Here is a 17,090-nt window from a genome sequence, read left to right as displayed (position 1 = left end):
TGCAGTTGGCGTGATTCAACTCTGAATTGAGGACGTTGAAGAAAATAGCGTGAGCCTGACAGGACGTCAGGCTAGCTTTCGCGGTACAGGATGTACCATCGGAAGCGTTAGCATTTTCGAATAAGTCCGAGGCCGATACCAAATAAAGTCCAAACCTGGATAGTTCCCCATGGCGACCTTTTCGCTGTTTTAAAATGTTGCGGGGCGGCTGGGAGCTCCAAGAGGGAATAGCCGTTGATTTCCTCTTGGTCTGGTGTGGGTGAAGCGCCACGACGTTAGTGGCCGCAGACCATAACCTAAACAAGCTTTGGGGCATAAATGATTTGCATACCTTGCTCGCAATTGGTGTGATTCAACTCAGAACTTGAGGACGTTGAAGCAAATAGCGTGAGCCTGACAGGACGTCAGGCTAGCTTTCGTTGGCCAGGGATGGCCTATCGGAAGCGTTAGCATTTTCGAATAAGTCCGATGACGGTTTTAAATGAAGTTAAAAGCTGGATCAATCCCCGTGGCGACCTTTTCGCTGTTCAGAAAATGTTGCGGGGCGGCTGGGAGTTCCAAGAGGGAACAGCCGTTGGTTTCCTCTTGGTCTGGTGTGGGCGAAGCGCCACGACGTTAGTAACCATAAGCCATAAAAACTAACTCAACCATTCTTAACGCGCTTACTATTTTTAAGTTTCTTCTTTGATTTTGTTAGCATATTTACCAAAGACTTTACCCGTTGTAGCCCACACCATAACACCACCCCAAGCGATAAAAGAAAGACCTGCTGGGATACAAGCTAACAAAATATATTTAAAATGTTTTCTATTAAAGATTAACGAAAGAAGTGCTGGGAGAAACCAAAGAATAAGTCCTCCTATAACTAACGCCGCCATAAACATAGAATTGTCACTTGCCAATATTTTATCAATAAAATCCATTTACTTAATCCTTTTTAAATCGATAAGTGTTACTCGTGTTTAAACATAACGCAGCGTAGAAAAATCGTCCTATGCCAGTTTTATTAGATCTTTTTCCATGCCCCATTTACACTGAACTCACACCAGCATAAACAACAACAATTTAGCAACATTACATTAGTCATTGCAGAATATGCAACTAAAACAGCAACAAGACCTTATTAGCCGCAGGCCATAGAAAGAACAGTAAATCAAACAAAAAAGCTGGATCCCGGCTCAAAAACATTACCGGGATGACGGAATAAGTAATCGAATATACCGCCACGACGAAATAAGAAATCGAATATGCCGCCGCGACGAAATAAAGTCTTACTTTCTTACTTTATCCAACGCCCCGCAAACCGCATTAACGCCTTGAATTGCCCTTGGGGTTGCCCGATGCAGTAAATCGGCATCAAACTGATATATATGCTGGTTTTTTACCGCGGGTAGTTCAGGCCAGTCAGACCAATTAATACCTAAAATATTGCCTTCATCTTGGCTTTGTAAAATCACTTCTGCGCCAGTTAGTAACACATTTTCGATGCTAATTTGTGGGTACTCACTTGCTGCATCATAAAATACATTTTCACCATGACACACTTCAATAAGGTTTTGGATCCAACTGCCTTTAGCCACCGTCATCAATGGTGTTGACCATAATTGATAGAACACTTTTACAGCAGGTTTCGTTTGGTTTTGCAACGTAATATCAGCCAACTGCTGACGATAGTCATCTGCCACTTGCTTGGCTTTACCCGAATGTCCGGTGAGTTTACCCAGCAGTTCAATATCCGTCGCAACATCAGCTAAGCTTTTAGGATCACTATTCACAACGGTAAAACCTAAATCACGTAACTGATTAATGTCTTCCATTTTATTACCGCTTTGCCACACCAGCACCAAATCGGGATTCAGTTCAATCACTCGCTCGATTTGAATACCGTAATAACCACCAATACTCGGAATATTCTTAGCTGCTGCAGGGAAATCGGCATAATCGGTGGTGGCTACAATTGAGTCGCCAGCACCAATAGCAAACAGCATTTCAACTCCATGAGGCGATAAAGCAATAATCCGTTTCGCTGGCGGCTTATCTTGTAAATCATCAGAAGCCGTCGGTTCAGCCGCGGGTAAAAAAAGTGATATAGACGAGAGCCCAATCACTGTGATGAGCGATAAAAATACACGTAGCAAAATACTGTCCTTAATCGAAATGTTTTTAATAATGGTTAGTAATAGTGGTTGCTATTAGTGGTTGCTAACACTCGTTATTTAATGATGGTGTTAACACAGATTATTGCACCAGTTTATCGGGCCAACCATGGTTATCAATGTAATTTACTAAATTTTTCGGTCGATAATTACTGTCAATCAGCCAGCGCGTTTTAACCGACTGATGCAATAATATCGGCGCTTGCTCGGGGTCAAGCTCGCGTATAAAGCGTTTTTTAACCCGATAAAAGCTGCGATATGAATCTTGAATATCCGCCATAGGGTTAGGCAATAAAGCATCGGCTAAATGTAACTCGACCGTTAAGTTAACTGCTCGCGCTTGGCTTATCATCCACTGCAACGCTATATCAGACAAGGTGCTACCGTCATCATTGGGGGCAACACTACCACCAATATTACTGTGGGCGCCAATAAACCAAACCTGCTGTATGTCTATGCTGGTACGAGGTGCCCAAATGGTTGGTTCAAAATCGCTGCGATGCTCATCTAACGCGAGTGCATGGCGAGCCACTTTGACATTTCGGCCTAACTTGGCGTCATAAAACTCATCTTTATCTTCAAACATACCTAAAAAAGACAGCGGGATCCCCATCGCCCCTACGGTGTCCCACACGCCAACAAAAGCCACTTCACGTGAAGGATGCGAATGTTGCTGACGAAACGCCACAGAGCGATCACCATCTGGTGAAAAAGGTTGAGTTTTCATTTTATAGTGGTCAAACGCTTGCTGAATAAGCTTGGCATCTGGTCGAGTGACAATACCGCAATTATTGATGAGGCCACACAAACAACGCACTGTGTATGCACCACGGCTAAAACCAAACAGGTATATCTCGTCGCCAGGAGAGTAGTTTTGCACTATGTAGCGGTAAGCATCCATAATGTTTTTATGTAAGCCGCGCCCAGTTGCCCCACCAATCATGGAGTCATAGTACGAACCAATTCCCCAATCGTAAAACACCTGTTGCGGTACACCATCATCAGCAATGGGTTTGATGGCTCTGGCGAGTTTAAGTACATTAGTGGCGTGATCTTTTTCAAGATCTTTTTCTGGCCGATTCCAGGTTCCATCGGCACAAATGACAATACGTTTATTCATATCAATCCCTGACATTCTCTGAGCGAACATTCATAAAAATTATCATAGCCATAATAGACTAAATGCTTATTTGCACCACGGTAAAAATAACCAATACTCGACAGCTCACTTAATCATTCGAGTAACTGACCATGATAACAGCAGAACAAAGTGTATTAATGATTGTAGACGTACAAGGCAAGCTAGCCCAGGTTATGCAGCAATCAGCTCAACTACACCAAAAACTTGCAGTATTAATTCAAGGTGCACAACTATTTGATATTCCGATTATTTGGTTAGAACAATTACCCAATAAATTAGGCCATACCAGCGACGAACTCGCACAAATATTATCGCAAACAACTAAACCTATCGCTAAAGAGCACTTTAGTGGCTGGCATTGTGAAGAAGCAAAACAACAACTTAACGCATTAAACCGTAATAATGTCATTCTTGCGGGTATCGAAACCCATGTTTGCGTTTACCAAACGTGTAAAGATTTACTGGCCAACGACTATCAAGTGCATCTTGTTGCCGATGCTGTTGCATCACGGGGTACAGACAATAAAGTACTTGGGGTGCAAATGATGCTTAATGATGGTGCAAATCTCACCAATGTTGAATCACTACTGTTTGAGCTGCAACATGTTGCCCAAGGTGATCGCTTTAAGGCTCTACTGAAATTGATAAAGTAGCCATATGATAACGGTGTGGGTATGATGTTAAAAAATATAACAAAAACATCATACCGCTATGCATCAATTTGATCGGCCCATTATTATTTTATCCGCGCCTCGTTCAGGCAGCACTTTGTTGTTTGAAGTTCTATCAAAAAGCCAGTCTATATGGACCATTGGCGGCGAAAGTCATGCGCTAATTGAAACCATACCCAAGCTGAATATCGCCTATCGTCAATTTAGTTCTAATGCGTTAACGGAACAAGATATCGATGACGAATTACACCAGCAATTACTGCTACGTTTTAGCGATGCGCTGCAAGATAATCAGGGTAATAAACCCGATAGTATTGATACGACTAATATCCGCTTTTTAGAAAAAACCCCAAAAAACAGTTTGCGGGTCGACTTTTTTAATGCGCTGTTTCCCGACGCTTTATTTATCTATTTAGTGAGGGAGCCTAAAGAGAACATCAGCAGTATTATGCAAGCGTGGCGGTCGAATAAGTTTGTCACTTACCCAAATCTACCGGGATGGGATAAGCGTAATTGGTCGCTACTGTTACCAGAAAAATGGCAGCAACTTAATCGCCAGCCATTACAGGCTATTGCCGCGTTTCAATGGCAATCCGCTAATGAAGCGATTATGGATTCATTGCAAAAGATTGACAGTAATCGCTGGTGCATGGTGTCTTATGATCAATTAATTGCAGATCCTGCGAAAACCGTTAAGCAACTATGCCAATTTACCGGTACGGATTTTGACCCTGCTTTAGTGCAATTATGCAGTAAGCCATTAGCGCATTCTCGCTACACCATCTCGACACCCAAACCCAATAAATGGCTTGAGAATTACCATGACATCGCCAAAATCTGGCCAAATATTTCTACAACACTGAACAAAATCAATCGTCATTTACACCAGCGTGGTTATCCCATCTATGACACTCAATGGCAGCAACACGACATTGCAGAGCCTGTAGCACTGACACCCGAACCAACTGAAAAACTCGCTACGCCAAGCGAGCAAAATGTATCTCGTAACAGTCCCTGCCCTTGTGGGTCTGGCAAACGATTTAAGCAATGCCATGGCCAGTTGCGTTAGCCGTTTGAGTTAGTCATTTGAGTAAGTCATTTGTAAATAGCCAGCAGAACGGGTAAAAATACCTGTGTAGAAAATCATAACGTTAAGCGCCGTATTACAGAGAGCCCAATTATGAAGTTACCCCATGAGTTTTATCAGTTACCTTTTCGCTTTGATGTTGGTCAATTAACCAAAGAGATCGGACAATTTACCGAAGCAGATTGGGTAACTCATCATGAAGGTTTTCAGGGCAATTCGGCTATTCCGTTAATATCGGTCAATGGCGAGTTTAATAATGACTTTAAAGGGCCAATGTTGCCCACTGCGGCGTTAGCAAAAAGCCCTTACATCAAGCAAATACTCGCCTCATTTGGTGAGGTACTCAGCCGTTCAAGATTAATGCGCTTAGCGCCAGGTGCACAAGTGCCACTGCATTCAGACATTAATTACCATTGGTATAAACGGGTACGAGTGCATATTCCCATTACCACCACTGAGCAAGTGCAGTTTTTTTGTCATGACAAACAAGTGCATATGGGCGCAGGAGAATGTTGGATTTTCGACTCATGGAAGTTGCACAAAGTGGAGAATAACAGCGACCAATACCGAGTTCATTTAGTGGTTGATTTAGCAGGTTCTAGTCAATTTTGGCGCACGGTGTTTCAACACTCGCGTTCAATCGCAGATGATCAATCAACAACATTAAACAGTCAATTCGTCGGTTTTAACCCAGACTCACCTACAACCTTCATCACAGAGCAATTTAATGCCCCAGTGATCATGCCTGTCGCTGAGGTTGAATACTTAACCAATGAGTTGTTAACTGAGGTTAAACACAACCCTGTAAATCAGATTGCCGAAGTGAATGCATTTTCAGTAGTCATCGCAGAGTTTGTGGCCGATTGGCGGATGTTATGGCTGCAATATGAGTGCACTAAAGTAGGTTGGCCGCATTATCATGCGCTACGTGAACAAACCATGATAAAAGCACTACAGTGCGCTAAATCACTGCAACTGACTCATTCTGGTTCGGCGGTAAAGGCGTTCGAACAATTGGTTATCGTGGCGTGTATGAATGTTGAACTTAGTGAGCAATTAGCAACACGCAAACAGGCTATTACTTCGCCAAAAAACTCACCAGAAAGCGCAAATTTAGCATCAGTAAAATCTGCATCAGCAACATCAACATCAATAATACCAAAAACAGCAGCTGAAAATAACGCTCGCACTATTGCTGCACCGCCATCTCGCAATAGTCCTTGCCCCTGCGGCAGTGGCGAACGCTATAAAGCCTGCCACGGTAAAGTGAGTTAGTAAGACGAATGCCTGCATAGGTTTATCTGAGAATATATATAGAAATGGCGCCCTGAGGCGCCATTTCTATAAAGTCAGCCAAACTAGGTTGTTTTGGCTTATAGCAAATTCTTATTCCAAGTTCTGCTTAACTAAAGAATTGCAGTGCTGCTTTTTTCGCAATGGCATCCAACTCGGCTATTTGCTCAGGTATAAAAGCTTGATACTTGTCTGCCTGACCAATTGCCTCGGGATTCATAGGCTGCCTAACTTGACTAGCGCTAGGCGTTAATACGGCTCGGTCAGACTCATAAAAGGTAAAACATTGCGCTTGAGTCGTTAACTCACAGTAACCCAATATTCGTTGAATTTGTGACTCTGGCTCACGCACTAATTGCTCAAAACAAACATGTAAAATCTCATTAGGGTACAACCTATCCCAATGTTGCATGATGTCTAAATAATGTTGCCAGTAACTTGAAATACCCGTAAACGAATACGAATAGTCATGGCCAAAACTGAAAAACTGCTTAAATACACTCAAGCCATTGTCGACGGTATTACGTACCACATTGATGATTTTTGCTTGAGGAAATAAGGTTTTAATTAGCCCTATGTGTAAAAAGTTATTTGGGTTTTTATCGATTACATAGGTTGGTGCATCGCTAAAGTAATGATTCACTTCAGCTAAATACCGTTGGCGGAATTGATCGATATGACTGGCAGAAAGCTGGCTTAGTCTTGCATTATAGCCACCCGACATGTCCATTTGCAGCGCAAAGCGTTCCATAAACGGTAACTCATCGGTCGCGCCAACGTCACTGTGACAAGCCAAAATCTGCTCTACTAATGTGGTACCAGAACGAGGCATCCCAACAATAAAAATTGGTGTTTGGCTCGCGGTCGGCAAGCTATCAATATGTGGCGATGGTGTATGCCCAAGTAGTGACAACACAATATTGGCAAACTGGGCTTGTTTAAACGATCTGTGCTGCGCCATTATTTGATTGGCTAATAACATCGACTCACAGGCTTTATCGATTTGCTGTGTTTGCTCGTAAGCTTTACACAAAGCAAAATACACCAATGCCTGATTTTGTTTGCTTAACGACTCATCGGTTGCAAAACCTTGCAATAAGGTTACATCAGCCGTGCTGAATCGATACTGCTTTAAATCTGCCAAACTCCAATAGCCTACACCCACTTGCTTTGGGCTTAATTGAATATATTGCTGATAAAAATCTGCCGCTCGTAACGTGTCGCCTTTGGCTTTATATATATGACCTAAATTAAGCTGCACAGCGGGTTCAGAAAAATCATTTGCTACACACCATTCAAAACATTGTTCAGCTAAGGCCATATCACCGACTTTAGTGGCGACTAATCCGAGTTTGTATTGATTTTTCCCTAGGTTACTTTGGGTATTAATTAATTGTAATAAATACGTTTTCGCCAAGAAAAAGTCTTGTTTCACTTCAGCAATAGCCAATAAGCCAGTCAACACTGAAACCGCATGGGGATCAATAGTTGCTGCACTGACAAAATAGTTTTCGGCCTCATTATATTGTTGTTGCTGTAAATGAATCTGACCTAATAAGCTCAATGCCCCAAGGTGTTTATCATCACGCTTAACCACTTTTCGTGCGTACATTCTGGCCGATGAATAGTTTTTAGACTGAAACAGCGCTTCAGCTTGACTTAAATATTGTTCAATAATACTCAAACTAGGGTCCTTATTATTGTTTTGCTCACCCAAAGAATGGCTTAAATGCCTCTAAAATCAGAGTAACATAGAAAATAGTAAATTTTGACCACGCTATTGGCTCATATTGAACGAAATAATCAACTTCAGCGTACAATTATTTATATTCGCTACGAGTTCATGCGACACAAGTGAGATCTGATGAAAAATAATGAAGCTAAAGTGCCAACCAGTCGATTGTCCCGATTATCAAAAATGGGCGGACTGGCTTCTCGCCTTGCGGGTAATGTGCTGTTAGAAGGGGCAAAGCAGCTTAGCCAGGGTAAATCGCCGTCAATGCAACAACTGATGATGACCCCTAAAAACATTGGTCATGTGGCAGATAAGCTGTCGCAACTGCGCGGCGCTGCCATGAAAGTGGGGCAAATGTTGTCAATGGATGCCGGTGACTTAGTGCCTCCTGAATTGGCTGAAATATTGGCGAAGCTGCGTTCTGACGCTAAAGCCATGCCGCACAAACAATTAACTCAATTATTAGTTCAGCACTGGGGCCATGACTGGCTAGCACCTTTTGCCCAATTTGAACTGCGCCCGTTTGCCGCAGCATCTATCGGCCAAGTACATTTAGCCTATTTGGATACTGGCGAAAAGCTGGCGATAAAGATTCAATATCCAGGGATCCGCGACAGCATCGACAGCGACATAGATAACGTTGCCAGCCTATTAAAAGTCTCGCGGTTAATCCCCGCTAACGTAAAACTCGATACTTTATTGGCCGAAGCTAAAGCGCAGTTACATAACGAAGCAGACTATCACTTTGAAGCACAGCAAATCGCACTCTATCAGCAACAGTTAGGCGACAGCCCTCACTTCATCGTGCCTAAGGTGTATCCGAAATTGAGCAACGACAGCATTTTATGCATGCAATTTGTTGAAGGCGTCGCGATTGAATCGGTCGAACAGTATCCGCAAAATGTGCGTGACAAGGTTGCAAGCGTGTTGATGGAGCTGTGTTTTAAAGAGCTGTTTTGTTTTCAACTGGTGCAAAGCGATCCTAATTTTGCCAATTTCCAGTATCAAGCCGACAGCCAGAAAATTGTATTACTCGACTTTGGCGCCACTCGCACCATTAGCGACACATTATCACAAGGTTATATGCAATTGATGCAAGGTGCGATTGCCGATGATAAACAACAAATGATACAAGCGGCACAACAAATCGGCTTTTTTCAAGACGCCATCGACCCACAACAAAAACAACTGATTATTGATATTTTTTACCAAGCTTGTGAGCCATTACGTACTCAAGGAACGTATGATTTTGGTGCAAGTAATTTGGCTAAAAGGATCACTCAGGCAGGTAAAGCCATGAGCACTCAACAAAATGAATGGCACACACCACCAACCGATGCTATTTTCATACATCGCAAGTTAGCAGGCATGTATTTATTAGCCGCTAAACTTAACGCCAATATTAATGTACACGCCCTGTTTAATCAGGTAGTTAATAGTAAAAACGAATAAGTTAACAAATAAGTAAAATAGATAAATAAAATTGGTGTTTATTCACCCCAACAAGGAGAGTCACAATGTTCAGCCACATCATGCTTGGTGCTAATGATATCGACAAATCAAAAACCTTTTACGACGCCACACTTGGCGCACTAGGCATTAAACCTGGGATGATTGATCCTAAAGGCCGTTGTTTTTATGTTACTAGCGCAGGTGTATTTGCCCTCACTAAACCGCTTAATGGTGAACCCGCTTGTAATGGTAATGGTAGCACCATAGGTTTTCATGCCGATAGCGCAGAGCAAGCCAATGCTTGGCATGCTGCTGGTGTGGCGAGTGGTGGCGAAGCTTGCGAAGATGCTCCTGGTGTTCGCGACAGTCCAAATGGTCCATTATATCTAGCTTACTTACGCGACCCTTCTGGCAACAAAGTCTGTGTATTGCACAGACCAAAGGCATAATCGTCGTTATTTATAGTAACGTCTCTTATCAATAACTATGTCCAAATATAGATGAAACCAGTACGGTTTCATCTATATTTGATAGCTTAAGAATTAATAGCTTAAGAATTGATAGCTTAAGAATTGATAGTTTTGAATTAATAGCTTAAGGCTATTGCCCATCGATTCGTTCAACACTATCCGCTTAACTCAACCAATGTCATCAAGCATGACTTCCCTCTATGTTATCCATTACTCACAAATTCAGTGATACACTTTAACGCCTATTCTTTTCGACTGAACTTTGACTGAACGTTAATTGAGTACCATTATGTTTTCACGAATATTGATATTACTAGTTGGTTTTATTTGCTGTGTACCGCTTGCGATGAGCACTGAGTCATCAGGCCAACTGACTATTACACCGCTCAGTAGCAATGCTTTGGTTACGGCTAACCAAGCTCAAGCGACACAAATCCAACTATTTGAATATCAGTCATATTTCAAAACTGAAGACTTTGGTTTGGTCGATGCTAATGGCTTAGTGGTTGTTGAAGGCAAAGAGGCTTATTTAATCGATACTCCATGGAGCGAGAAAGACACTATTGCGTTAGTCGAGTGGATAAAGCAGCAAGAGTTTGTACTCAAAGCCAGTATTTCGACTCATTCTCATGCCGACCGCACGGCTGGGATAGGTTATTTAAACAGTATTGGGGTTAGCACTCATGTGTCTGCAATGACTCAGAAAATATTGACCACACAACATCAAACTCTCGCAAACCAGCCGTTTGATGGTGACTCATTTATCCTAGCTAATGGTTTACTCGAAGCTCGCTATTTAGGCGCTGGCCATACAATTGATAACATTGTGGTCTGGCTCCCTAAGGCACAATTACTGTTTGGCGGCTGCCTGGTAAAAAGCGCTCACAGTAAGAGTATGGGCTACATTGCAGAGGCATCGTTAACCGATTGGCCAGTAACGATTAGTAAGGTTAAAGCGACATATCCTGACGCTGAGGTTATTGTGCCAGGGCATGGCGCCATTGGTAATGCTCAGTTGCTTGATCATACTCAAGGGTTGGTTAACGATTTCCTTGCCAAACTACGTTTAGATTAACATTCCAAAACAACCGAGCTCAGTAAATAATGCATCTGCTAGTTTGAAAGGGTAAAATAGCCGCCCTTTAGTGTAGTGAGTGTGTTTTTGATGTCTGTTAACGACCCGTGCTTTATTCCTTTTAATGATGCGATAGCTTTCAATAACACGCTTGCCGAACAAGGGTTGCCTGAATCTTTTACCTTCCCGTTTTATTATCAACCTCATCCATTGACGATACTGGCAGCACAGCAGTTGCAGCAGGTGTTACTTGAGACGAATCCCTGGGGACATAATTTTGGCTTAGACAGCGAACATGACCTTGGCATGGTGATTGGTAAGATGTTTGGTGTGTTGGTGGTCAAAGACACCCTTGGGCAACTTGGTTTTTTAGCCGCATTTTCAGGTAAGTTAGCCGATCAAAATATCTTGCCGCCGTTTGTGCCGCCGGTGTTTGATATGCTGACCCAAGACAGTTTTTTCAGTCATGAAAATAAACAGATTAACCAAATTAATCTGTCGATTAGTCAGCAAGAAGCTAATCCAGTACTGGCAACATTAACCGCGACTTTAGCGGCGCAACAACACCAAGCGGAAAGTGAGCTTGAGCAGCAACGTAACGCAATAGTTGAAGGTCGTAAAATGCGTAAGCTGCAACGTGAGCAAGCAGATGATGCATTGGCGCAAGCAAGCCTTAACGACGATAGCCATAAAACATTGTCTATCGAGTTAAGCCGTCAAAGTGTGCAGCAAAAGCATCAGCTGAACGCATTAAAGCAACAGTGGCAGACTCAAATTGAAGTCACTAAAGTGGCCTTAGATGCACTTGCGCAGCAAATCAAACAGCTTAAACGTCAGCGCAAACAACTTTCAAATGGATTACAAAACAAACTTTTTGCTCAATATCAGTTTTTAAATGTCTTGGGTGAAGCGCGAGATTTAAACGATATTTTCAATGACGCACCTAACCATTTGCCACCTGCAGGTGCGGGTGAATGTGCTGCACCTAAGTTATTACAATACGCGTTTACACATCAATTTACTCCGATTGCCATGGCAGAGTTTTGGTGGGGTTCATCGCCTAAATCTGAGATAAAACAGCACAAAAACTTCTACCCCGCTTGTCACGGAAAATGCCGACCTATTTTGACCCACATGCTAAAAGGCATGCAAGTTGATAACGATCCACTGTTGATTAATCCGGGTAAAGATCAGCACATTGATATTATTTATCAAGATGATGCGATGGTGATTATTAATAAACCTGCGGAACTATTATCGGTACCTGGCAAAAATATCACCGACTCGGTGTTTAGCCGTATGCAGCAGCTGTTCCCCAATGCGACGGGGCCGCTGATAGTCCATCGCCTAGACATGTCGACCTCAGGCTTAATGGTGATTGCTCTCACCAAAGAAGCCAACAAAGCCCTACAACAACAGTTTATTCAACGCAGCGTGACCAAACGTTATATCGCGTTAATTGAGGGGGTGCCTAGCCAAGATGAGGGTGATATTAGTTTGCCATTGCGGGTAGATTTAGACGACCGTCCTAAGCAGCTAGTGTGTTATGAACATGGCAAGCATGCCGAGACGCATTGGCAGGTATTTAAGCGTCAACAACATCAAACCTTAGTTCACTTGTATCCTAAAACGGGTCGAACCCATCAGTTACGCATGCATTGTGCTCATCATGACGGATTGCACATGCCAATAGTAGGTGATGATTTATACGGTGTTGCGACCAACAGATTGCATTTACACGCCCAATATTTAGGCTTAAATCATCCAGTGACCGGCGAAGATATGGTGTTTGAAATCAAAGCCGATTTTGAATAGAGCAGTCGTATAATATAATCGCTTTTTGCTGAAAGTAGATCCGCTAGAAACGATAAAACCGATATTGAATTAACAATATCGGTTTATTTGATTAGTCTCAGTTCTATTGATTAGAAGTTACTAGGTTGCTCTTCTAAATGCATTTGCTCGACTAAACCTTTACCAGTACGTTCTTGGTAGGTAGATTCCGCTTGTTGCATTCTACTACGGCCGCTCGTCACCATGTTTTGGCCTTGTTCAATTGAACTCTCGCCTTCAGCAACGTTGGTATTGCCGTCTTCAATCAGCTCTTTACCATCTGCATACTTATCATCAGCATCTTCCCAAGCATCGGCTACATCATCTAACCTGTCGACTAACATTACTGCACTGGCACCATTTTGAGCGCCGTTTAATGTATTCGCCATCGACTGAAATAGTTGACGTTGTTGCTGCGCAGCTTGTTTGGCTTGTGCTATTAACGCTTCACCTTCACGAATTTGGTTTTTACCTTTACCGATTAACTCACGCCCATCGATTAATAAACTGTTACCTTTTCTGAGGTCTTTTTGTCCTTGTTCCCACTGTTGAGACAAGTCGAGGTGTTGCTCACCTTCGGCTTTCACTTTAGACGCGAAATTATTCTGCGGTGCAGCACATCCAGATAGGCTAATAACACTGACAACAAACAAACTACACAGTACTGATTTCATGTAAACGTCTCTATATATGTGGTTAGGAAAGCGGCGCAATTAGATAGTTTAGTCAGTCAAATAGCAAGTACTGCGGCACATTAAATCGCGTTAATGAATCTAGTGTACTCGGGGGGCAACAGCGCCGATTGATAAACTCAATAGTAAAAAACTCATCGACTTTTTATCTGTTTACTTAATTGATTTATTGCACCGTATCACCTCTGGCTATCAGTATGTTTTTGTCACTGCTAATGGGTAAAAATACTAGCCATATCATTGGCTATTTACGCTGATAATTTTATTTGACGAGCATTCGCCATCATAATAGTGCCCTCGAAGAGTAAGCTTATTTGATCAGCTTTATAGCAGTTTATTCTTGAAAGAGATAAGCGAGTCAGTTTGATAGCAGCGTGCTTATATGGAGCAGAAAATACATGGCGGATTACTAACATCGACTTAATTCACGAGGATTAAGCAAGGAGGAAAAGTACAACAACGGCTCTAAAAAAGCGAACATGGTGCTTTATTTAGTTAAAAAATACAGTGATTAACTAATGGGTTAGCTTATCAATAAGCTAACCCATATTGATGAATAATGTTACAACTCAAACAACACATCGGTGCGGATAATGTATTTAACCCCAGAGAAAATAGGCTCTGAGCTGTGAATACAATGCAGCGGATGCATGCCATGTGGGAAACACAACACACTCCCAGCAGGCGTTCGCACATCAACTTGGCGCATATTATCGCCGTGTTTTGCTGGTAAGCTTGGGTTGTCGGCATTGACTAAAAAGCGCGTTGCACCGCCTTCAAAGTCTTCTGTCAGTAAGATTAAAAATGTCAGCAGACTGTAGCGATCACCAAAGGCATCTCGCACTAACTGACCATCTACAACTTGGCTTCCAGGCCATGAACCATCTGAATGTGGCTTAAAGAAATCGCCTTCGTTATAGCGATAAAAACGAAAACGATTATTTAATCCTAAAGCAGCTTTACCACCAAAAATGCCCAAGTTATCATCCATAAGATGCTTAACTCTACTCCAAATCACTTGCTCTGTGGTGTTATCAACCACCCAGGTTAAGCTGTCGTTATGGCGTACATTGCGTGGTAATGACACCGCGGCGTCGGGTAAAAAGCCCATCGACTCACTGACCGAAATTAACCGTTTGCACTCATCTGGCGTCAATACATTCATTAATTGGAACGCACCTGGTACTTCGGCTAACATTTTTTTACTCACGTTAGCCCGCTCAGCATCAGTCAGCTCTGCTTCATTAAGCGCAGCCACATTAGCTTGATGATTAGCCCATGTTGGCAAAGCCGGATGTTCAGCGCCGGGTTCTAGTGCCACCACAAAATAATCTGAATTTACACTTGTTGTGTTCATTTGTTTATACCTTTAACCATAAAATGGGCTAGCAATGCTTTACTAAAAAGTGTGCTAATGACTGTTTACTAATGATTTTCTACAAATAAAAGCTTACTAATGACTGCTTACTCATCAATATGGGTTAAACCCAAAAATTAATAACTCATCACTCGCACTTGGGCAAATTGGCGATGCCCTGCAGCAGTACCATGAAAACCAAAACCACTATGCTTTGCTCCTACCCATGGAGCATTGCCCGCACCAGCACCTTGATTAACCCCAACCATGCCAGCTTCAAGTTGTTCAGCAACGGCTTTGGCACCTTGACCACCAAACACGACTGCAGCTAAACCATAGTGACTGTTATTAGCACGACTAATGGCTTCATCAATATCACTAAAACGGCTGATAGCCACCACAGGGCCAAAGGTTTCTTCACGTTCTAGGAGCATGTCAGGGGTAATACCTGAGACCACAGTAGGTTGAATAAACGGTAATGGATACTCATCACTACCGAGTAAAAAGCTCGCTCCTTTGGCTTTGGCATCTTGCAACTGTTCAAGCACTTTTTGGTGTTGGGTTGGATTCACTATAGGGCCAATATTCACATTAGCGTCGTCCCATTTACCGACACGGTAACGACTGGCTAAAGCCAACACCTTTTGTTCAAACTCATCAGCAATACGCTCATCCACGTAAACGCGCTCTGTTGAAGTGCACATCTGTCCGGCATTTTCAAACGAACTAGCGACTGCAAATCTAACCGCGGAATCGATATTAGCGCTAGCCATCACAATCAAGGGGTCATTACCGCCAAGCTCCATCACTAACCTTTTTAAGCCAGACGCAGCATTGGCCATAATGTGTTTACCTGCGGCCATCGACCCAGTAAACGCCACCATATTAATGTCTGCTGCCACTAATGCTTGGCCAAGGGCTTTGTCACCTTGAACCACTTGCAACACATGTTCTGGCAGCACCTTATTAAGGGTATTAATGAATAACTCGGCCACCAGCGGAGTTTGTTCAGACGGCTTTAATATCACACTGTTACCCGCAATTAAGGCAGGCATCAGTAAGTTGTTAGCCATGGCTATCGGATAGTTCCACGGCGAAATCACTGCCACTACACCTAATGGTCGATATTGTAATTCGGTGCGATTATCAACTTGTTCAGTGGTTAGTGCATCGCTTATTTCACCTGCAAAATAAGGTGCATTTTGCACTGTACCGCCAACTTCATAGGTGGCACGGCGATAATCTTTACCCATTTCTTGGCCAATTAATGTTGCCAGTTCATCTTGCACTGCCACAAGCTGCTGATATGCCTTAACCACATATTGTTGGCGTTCAATTAATGACAAACGAGCCCACGCCTTTTGTGCAACTTGAGCGTTGGCGACAACTTGTGGTAACTGAGATATCGCTAAGATTTCAACACTGCCAACCGCAGTGGCTTCAATATGTTCTCCGCCATCGACTTTGTGATAACTAGCGGGATCGTAAGAGGTTAATACTGCCATGGAGAAACATTCCTTAATGGTACTAGTCTAATTGATGTCTATTTTGCTACAATGGAATACAAAAGCAACCAGTATACTTTTAGTAACCTAGAATAACTTAAGTTAAATTAATGAAAACTAAAATTGAAACAATGACTAACGGTCAAAAAAAAGTTATTAATGCTTGTGCTGAACCCTGCTCGGTCGAGCGAGGAATGCGGGTATTAGGCGGTAAATGGAAAGCATCGATATTATGGCACTTGCAAGATGGTCCAGTGCGATTTAATGATTTATCGCGCATGTTAGGCGGGGCGAGTAAAAAAATGGTCGATCAGCGCCTTAAAGAATTAGAAGCCCAAGGACTGGTGACTCGACATGTGATTAGTGACCGTCCTATTGCTGTGTCTTATAGCATTACCGAACTTGGCCGAACTGCATTGGATATTTTAGAACGTTTAAAAGATTGGGCTGATGAATATATTGTTTAACAAAGTACGATGGCCAGGGCGAGATCGTGAGCATTTTTCAGTCAATTAAATACACTATTTGACGTTAACATTTAGCTATGATCTTATACTCCTTTTTTCCGGGAGCTCACCATGCATATTGACCACTTCAAAGAGACTTTTCAAACCATAACAGAC

General features: G+C 42.6%; 15 protein-coding genes. 8 read left to right on the top strand and 7 right to left on the bottom strand.

Annotated features, from left to right (window positions below):
• Positions 1-671 precede the first annotated feature (671 nt).
• The 3 genes from H5125_RS20295 to H5125_RS20285 form a co-directional block, all read right to left on the bottom strand.
• Positions 672-923: a superinfection immunity protein gene (locus tag H5125_RS20295; protein WP_124015625.1), complete on the bottom strand. Its 252-nt coding sequence runs from the start codon at positions 921-923 to the stop codon at positions 672-674.
• Between the two features lie 348 nt (positions 924-1,271).
• On the bottom strand, positions 1,272-2,090 hold the full coding sequence (locus H5125_RS20290; protein ID WP_310734202.1) for a cobalamin-binding protein: 819 nt from the start codon (positions 2,088-2,090) through the stop codon (positions 1,272-1,274).
• Positions 2,091-2,238: 148 nt separating this feature from the next.
• A complete protein-coding gene (locus tag H5125_RS20285; RefSeq protein WP_182745199.1) occupies positions 2,239-3,276 on the bottom strand; it encodes a DUF2235 domain-containing protein in 1,038 nt (345 codons plus the stop codon).
• Positions 3,277-3,407: 131 nt separating this feature from the next.
• On the opposite strand from H5125_RS20285, the gene H5125_RS20280 reads away from it, so the two are divergent.
• From H5125_RS20280 to H5125_RS20270, 3 genes are all read left to right on the top strand, one after another.
• A complete protein-coding gene (locus H5125_RS20280) occupies positions 3,408-3,950 on the top strand; it encodes an isochorismatase family protein (RefSeq protein WP_182745197.1) in 543 nt (180 codons plus the stop codon).
• A 58-nt stretch (positions 3,951-4,008) separates the two neighbouring features.
• A complete protein-coding gene (locus H5125_RS20275) occupies positions 4,009-5,037 on the top strand; it encodes a sulfotransferase (protein ID WP_182745195.1) in 1,029 nt (342 codons plus the stop codon).
• 111 nt (positions 5,038-5,148) lie between these two features.
• Positions 5,149-6,330, top strand: coding sequence for an aspartyl/asparaginyl beta-hydroxylase domain-containing protein (locus H5125_RS20270; RefSeq protein WP_182745193.1), 1,182 nt, complete (start codon positions 5,149-5,151; stop codon positions 6,328-6,330).
• A 127-nt stretch (positions 6,331-6,457) separates the two neighbouring features.
• Here the strand turns inward: H5125_RS20270 and H5125_RS20265 are convergent, their stop codons facing one another.
• Positions 6,458-8,032, bottom strand: coding sequence for a sulfotransferase (locus H5125_RS20265; RefSeq protein ID WP_182745191.1), 1,575 nt, complete (start codon positions 8,030-8,032; stop codon positions 6,458-6,460).
• Positions 8,033-8,212: 180 nt separating this feature from the next.
• On the opposite strand from H5125_RS20265, the gene H5125_RS20260 reads away from it, so the two are divergent.
• The 4 genes from H5125_RS20260 to H5125_RS20245 all read left to right on the top strand — a co-directional run bounded on the left by H5125_RS20260 (position 8,213) and on the right by H5125_RS20245 (position 12,895).
• Positions 8,213-9,535 (top strand): AarF/ABC1/UbiB kinase family protein, encoded by a 1,323-nt coding sequence (locus H5125_RS20260; protein WP_182745189.1) that lies wholly within the window; start codon positions 8,213-8,215, stop codon positions 9,533-9,535.
• Positions 9,536-9,600: 65 nt separating this feature from the next.
• Positions 9,601-9,984: a VOC family protein gene (locus tag H5125_RS20255; RefSeq protein WP_101085857.1), complete on the top strand. Its 384-nt coding sequence runs from the start codon at positions 9,601-9,603 to the stop codon at positions 9,982-9,984.
• A 310-nt stretch (positions 9,985-10,294) separates the two neighbouring features.
• Positions 10,295-11,080, top strand: coding sequence for a subclass B1 metallo-beta-lactamase (bla, locus tag H5125_RS20250; RefSeq protein WP_182745187.1), 786 nt, complete (start codon positions 10,295-10,297; stop codon positions 11,078-11,080).
• A 90-nt stretch (positions 11,081-11,170) separates the two neighbouring features.
• The gene (locus tag H5125_RS20245; protein ID WP_182745185.1) at positions 11,171-12,895 is read left to right on the top strand and encodes a pseudouridine synthase; all 1,725 of its coding nucleotides are present in this window, start codon (positions 11,171-11,173) and stop codon (positions 12,893-12,895) included.
• Positions 12,896-13,005: 110 nt separating this feature from the next.
• On the opposite strand, the gene H5125_RS20240 is transcribed toward H5125_RS20245, so the two are convergent.
• From H5125_RS20240 to H5125_RS20230, 3 genes are all read right to left on the bottom strand, one after another.
• The gene (locus tag H5125_RS20240) at positions 13,006-13,587 is read right to left on the bottom strand and encodes a hypothetical protein (RefSeq protein ID WP_182745183.1); all 582 of its coding nucleotides are present in this window, start codon (positions 13,585-13,587) and stop codon (positions 13,006-13,008) included.
• Positions 13,588-14,167: 580 nt separating this feature from the next.
• Positions 14,168-14,962 (bottom strand): 2OG-Fe(II) oxygenase, encoded by a 795-nt coding sequence (locus H5125_RS20235; protein WP_182745181.1) that lies wholly within the window; start codon positions 14,960-14,962, stop codon positions 14,168-14,170.
• Between the two features lie 137 nt (positions 14,963-15,099).
• The gene (locus H5125_RS20230) at positions 15,100-16,467 is read right to left on the bottom strand and encodes an aldehyde dehydrogenase (RefSeq protein WP_182745179.1); all 1,368 of its coding nucleotides are present in this window, start codon (positions 16,465-16,467) and stop codon (positions 15,100-15,102) included.
• A gap of 110 nt (positions 16,468-16,577) precedes the next feature.
• Between H5125_RS20230 and H5125_RS20225 the strand changes: the two genes are divergently transcribed.
• Positions 16,578-16,934, top strand: a complete 357-nt coding sequence (locus H5125_RS20225; protein ID WP_101085863.1) for a helix-turn-helix domain-containing protein — start codon at positions 16,578-16,580, stop codon at positions 16,932-16,934.
• Positions 16,935-17,090 lie beyond the last annotated feature (156 nt).

Source organism: Shewanella sp. SR44-4, from assembly GCF_014163715.1.
Taxonomy (GTDB): Bacteria; Pseudomonadota; Gammaproteobacteria; order Enterobacterales; family Shewanellaceae; genus Shewanella.
This window is presented reverse-complemented; position numbering and strand designations above follow the sequence as displayed.

Bases quoted from the DNA above. Each gene is read 5' to 3' on its own strand.
- H5125_RS20245 (WP_182745185.1), top strand. From the start codon at position 11,171: ATGTCTGTTAACGACCCGTGCTTTATTCCTTTTAATGATGCGATAGCT.
- bla (WP_182745187.1), top strand. From the start codon at position 10,295: ATGTTTTCACGAATATTGATATTACTAGTTGGTTTTATTTGCTGTGTA.
- H5125_RS20270 (WP_182745193.1), top strand. From the start codon at position 5,149: ATGAAGTTACCCCATGAGTTTTATCAGTTACCTTTTCGCTTTGATGTT.
- H5125_RS20235 (WP_182745181.1), bottom strand. From the start codon at position 14,962: ATGAACACAACAAGTGTAAATTCAGATTATTTTGTGGTGGCACTAGAA.
- H5125_RS20240 (WP_182745183.1), bottom strand. From the start codon at position 13,587: ATGAAATCAGTACTGTGTAGTTTGTTTGTTGTCAGTGTTATTAGCCTA.
- H5125_RS20260 (WP_182745189.1), top strand. From the start codon at position 8,213: ATGAAAAATAATGAAGCTAAAGTGCCAACCAGTCGATTGTCCCGATTA.
- H5125_RS20285 (WP_182745199.1), bottom strand. From the start codon at position 3,276: ATGAATAAACGTATTGTCATTTGTGCCGATGGAACCTGGAATCGGCCA.
- H5125_RS20225 (WP_101085863.1), top strand. From the start codon at position 16,578: ATGAAAACTAAAATTGAAACAATGACTAACGGTCAAAAAAAAGTTATT.
- H5125_RS20230 (WP_182745179.1), bottom strand. From the start codon at position 16,467: ATGGCAGTATTAACCTCTTACGATCCCGCTAGTTATCACAAAGTCGAT.
- H5125_RS20255 (WP_101085857.1), top strand. From the start codon at position 9,601: ATGTTCAGCCACATCATGCTTGGTGCTAATGATATCGACAAATCAAAA.
- H5125_RS20280 (WP_182745197.1), top strand. From the start codon at position 3,408: ATGATAACAGCAGAACAAAGTGTATTAATGATTGTAGACGTACAAGGC.
- H5125_RS20295 (WP_124015625.1), bottom strand. From the start codon at position 923: ATGGATTTTATTGATAAAATATTGGCAAGTGACAATTCTATGTTTATG.
- H5125_RS20275 (WP_182745195.1), top strand. From the start codon at position 4,009: ATGCATCAATTTGATCGGCCCATTATTATTTTATCCGCGCCTCGTTCA.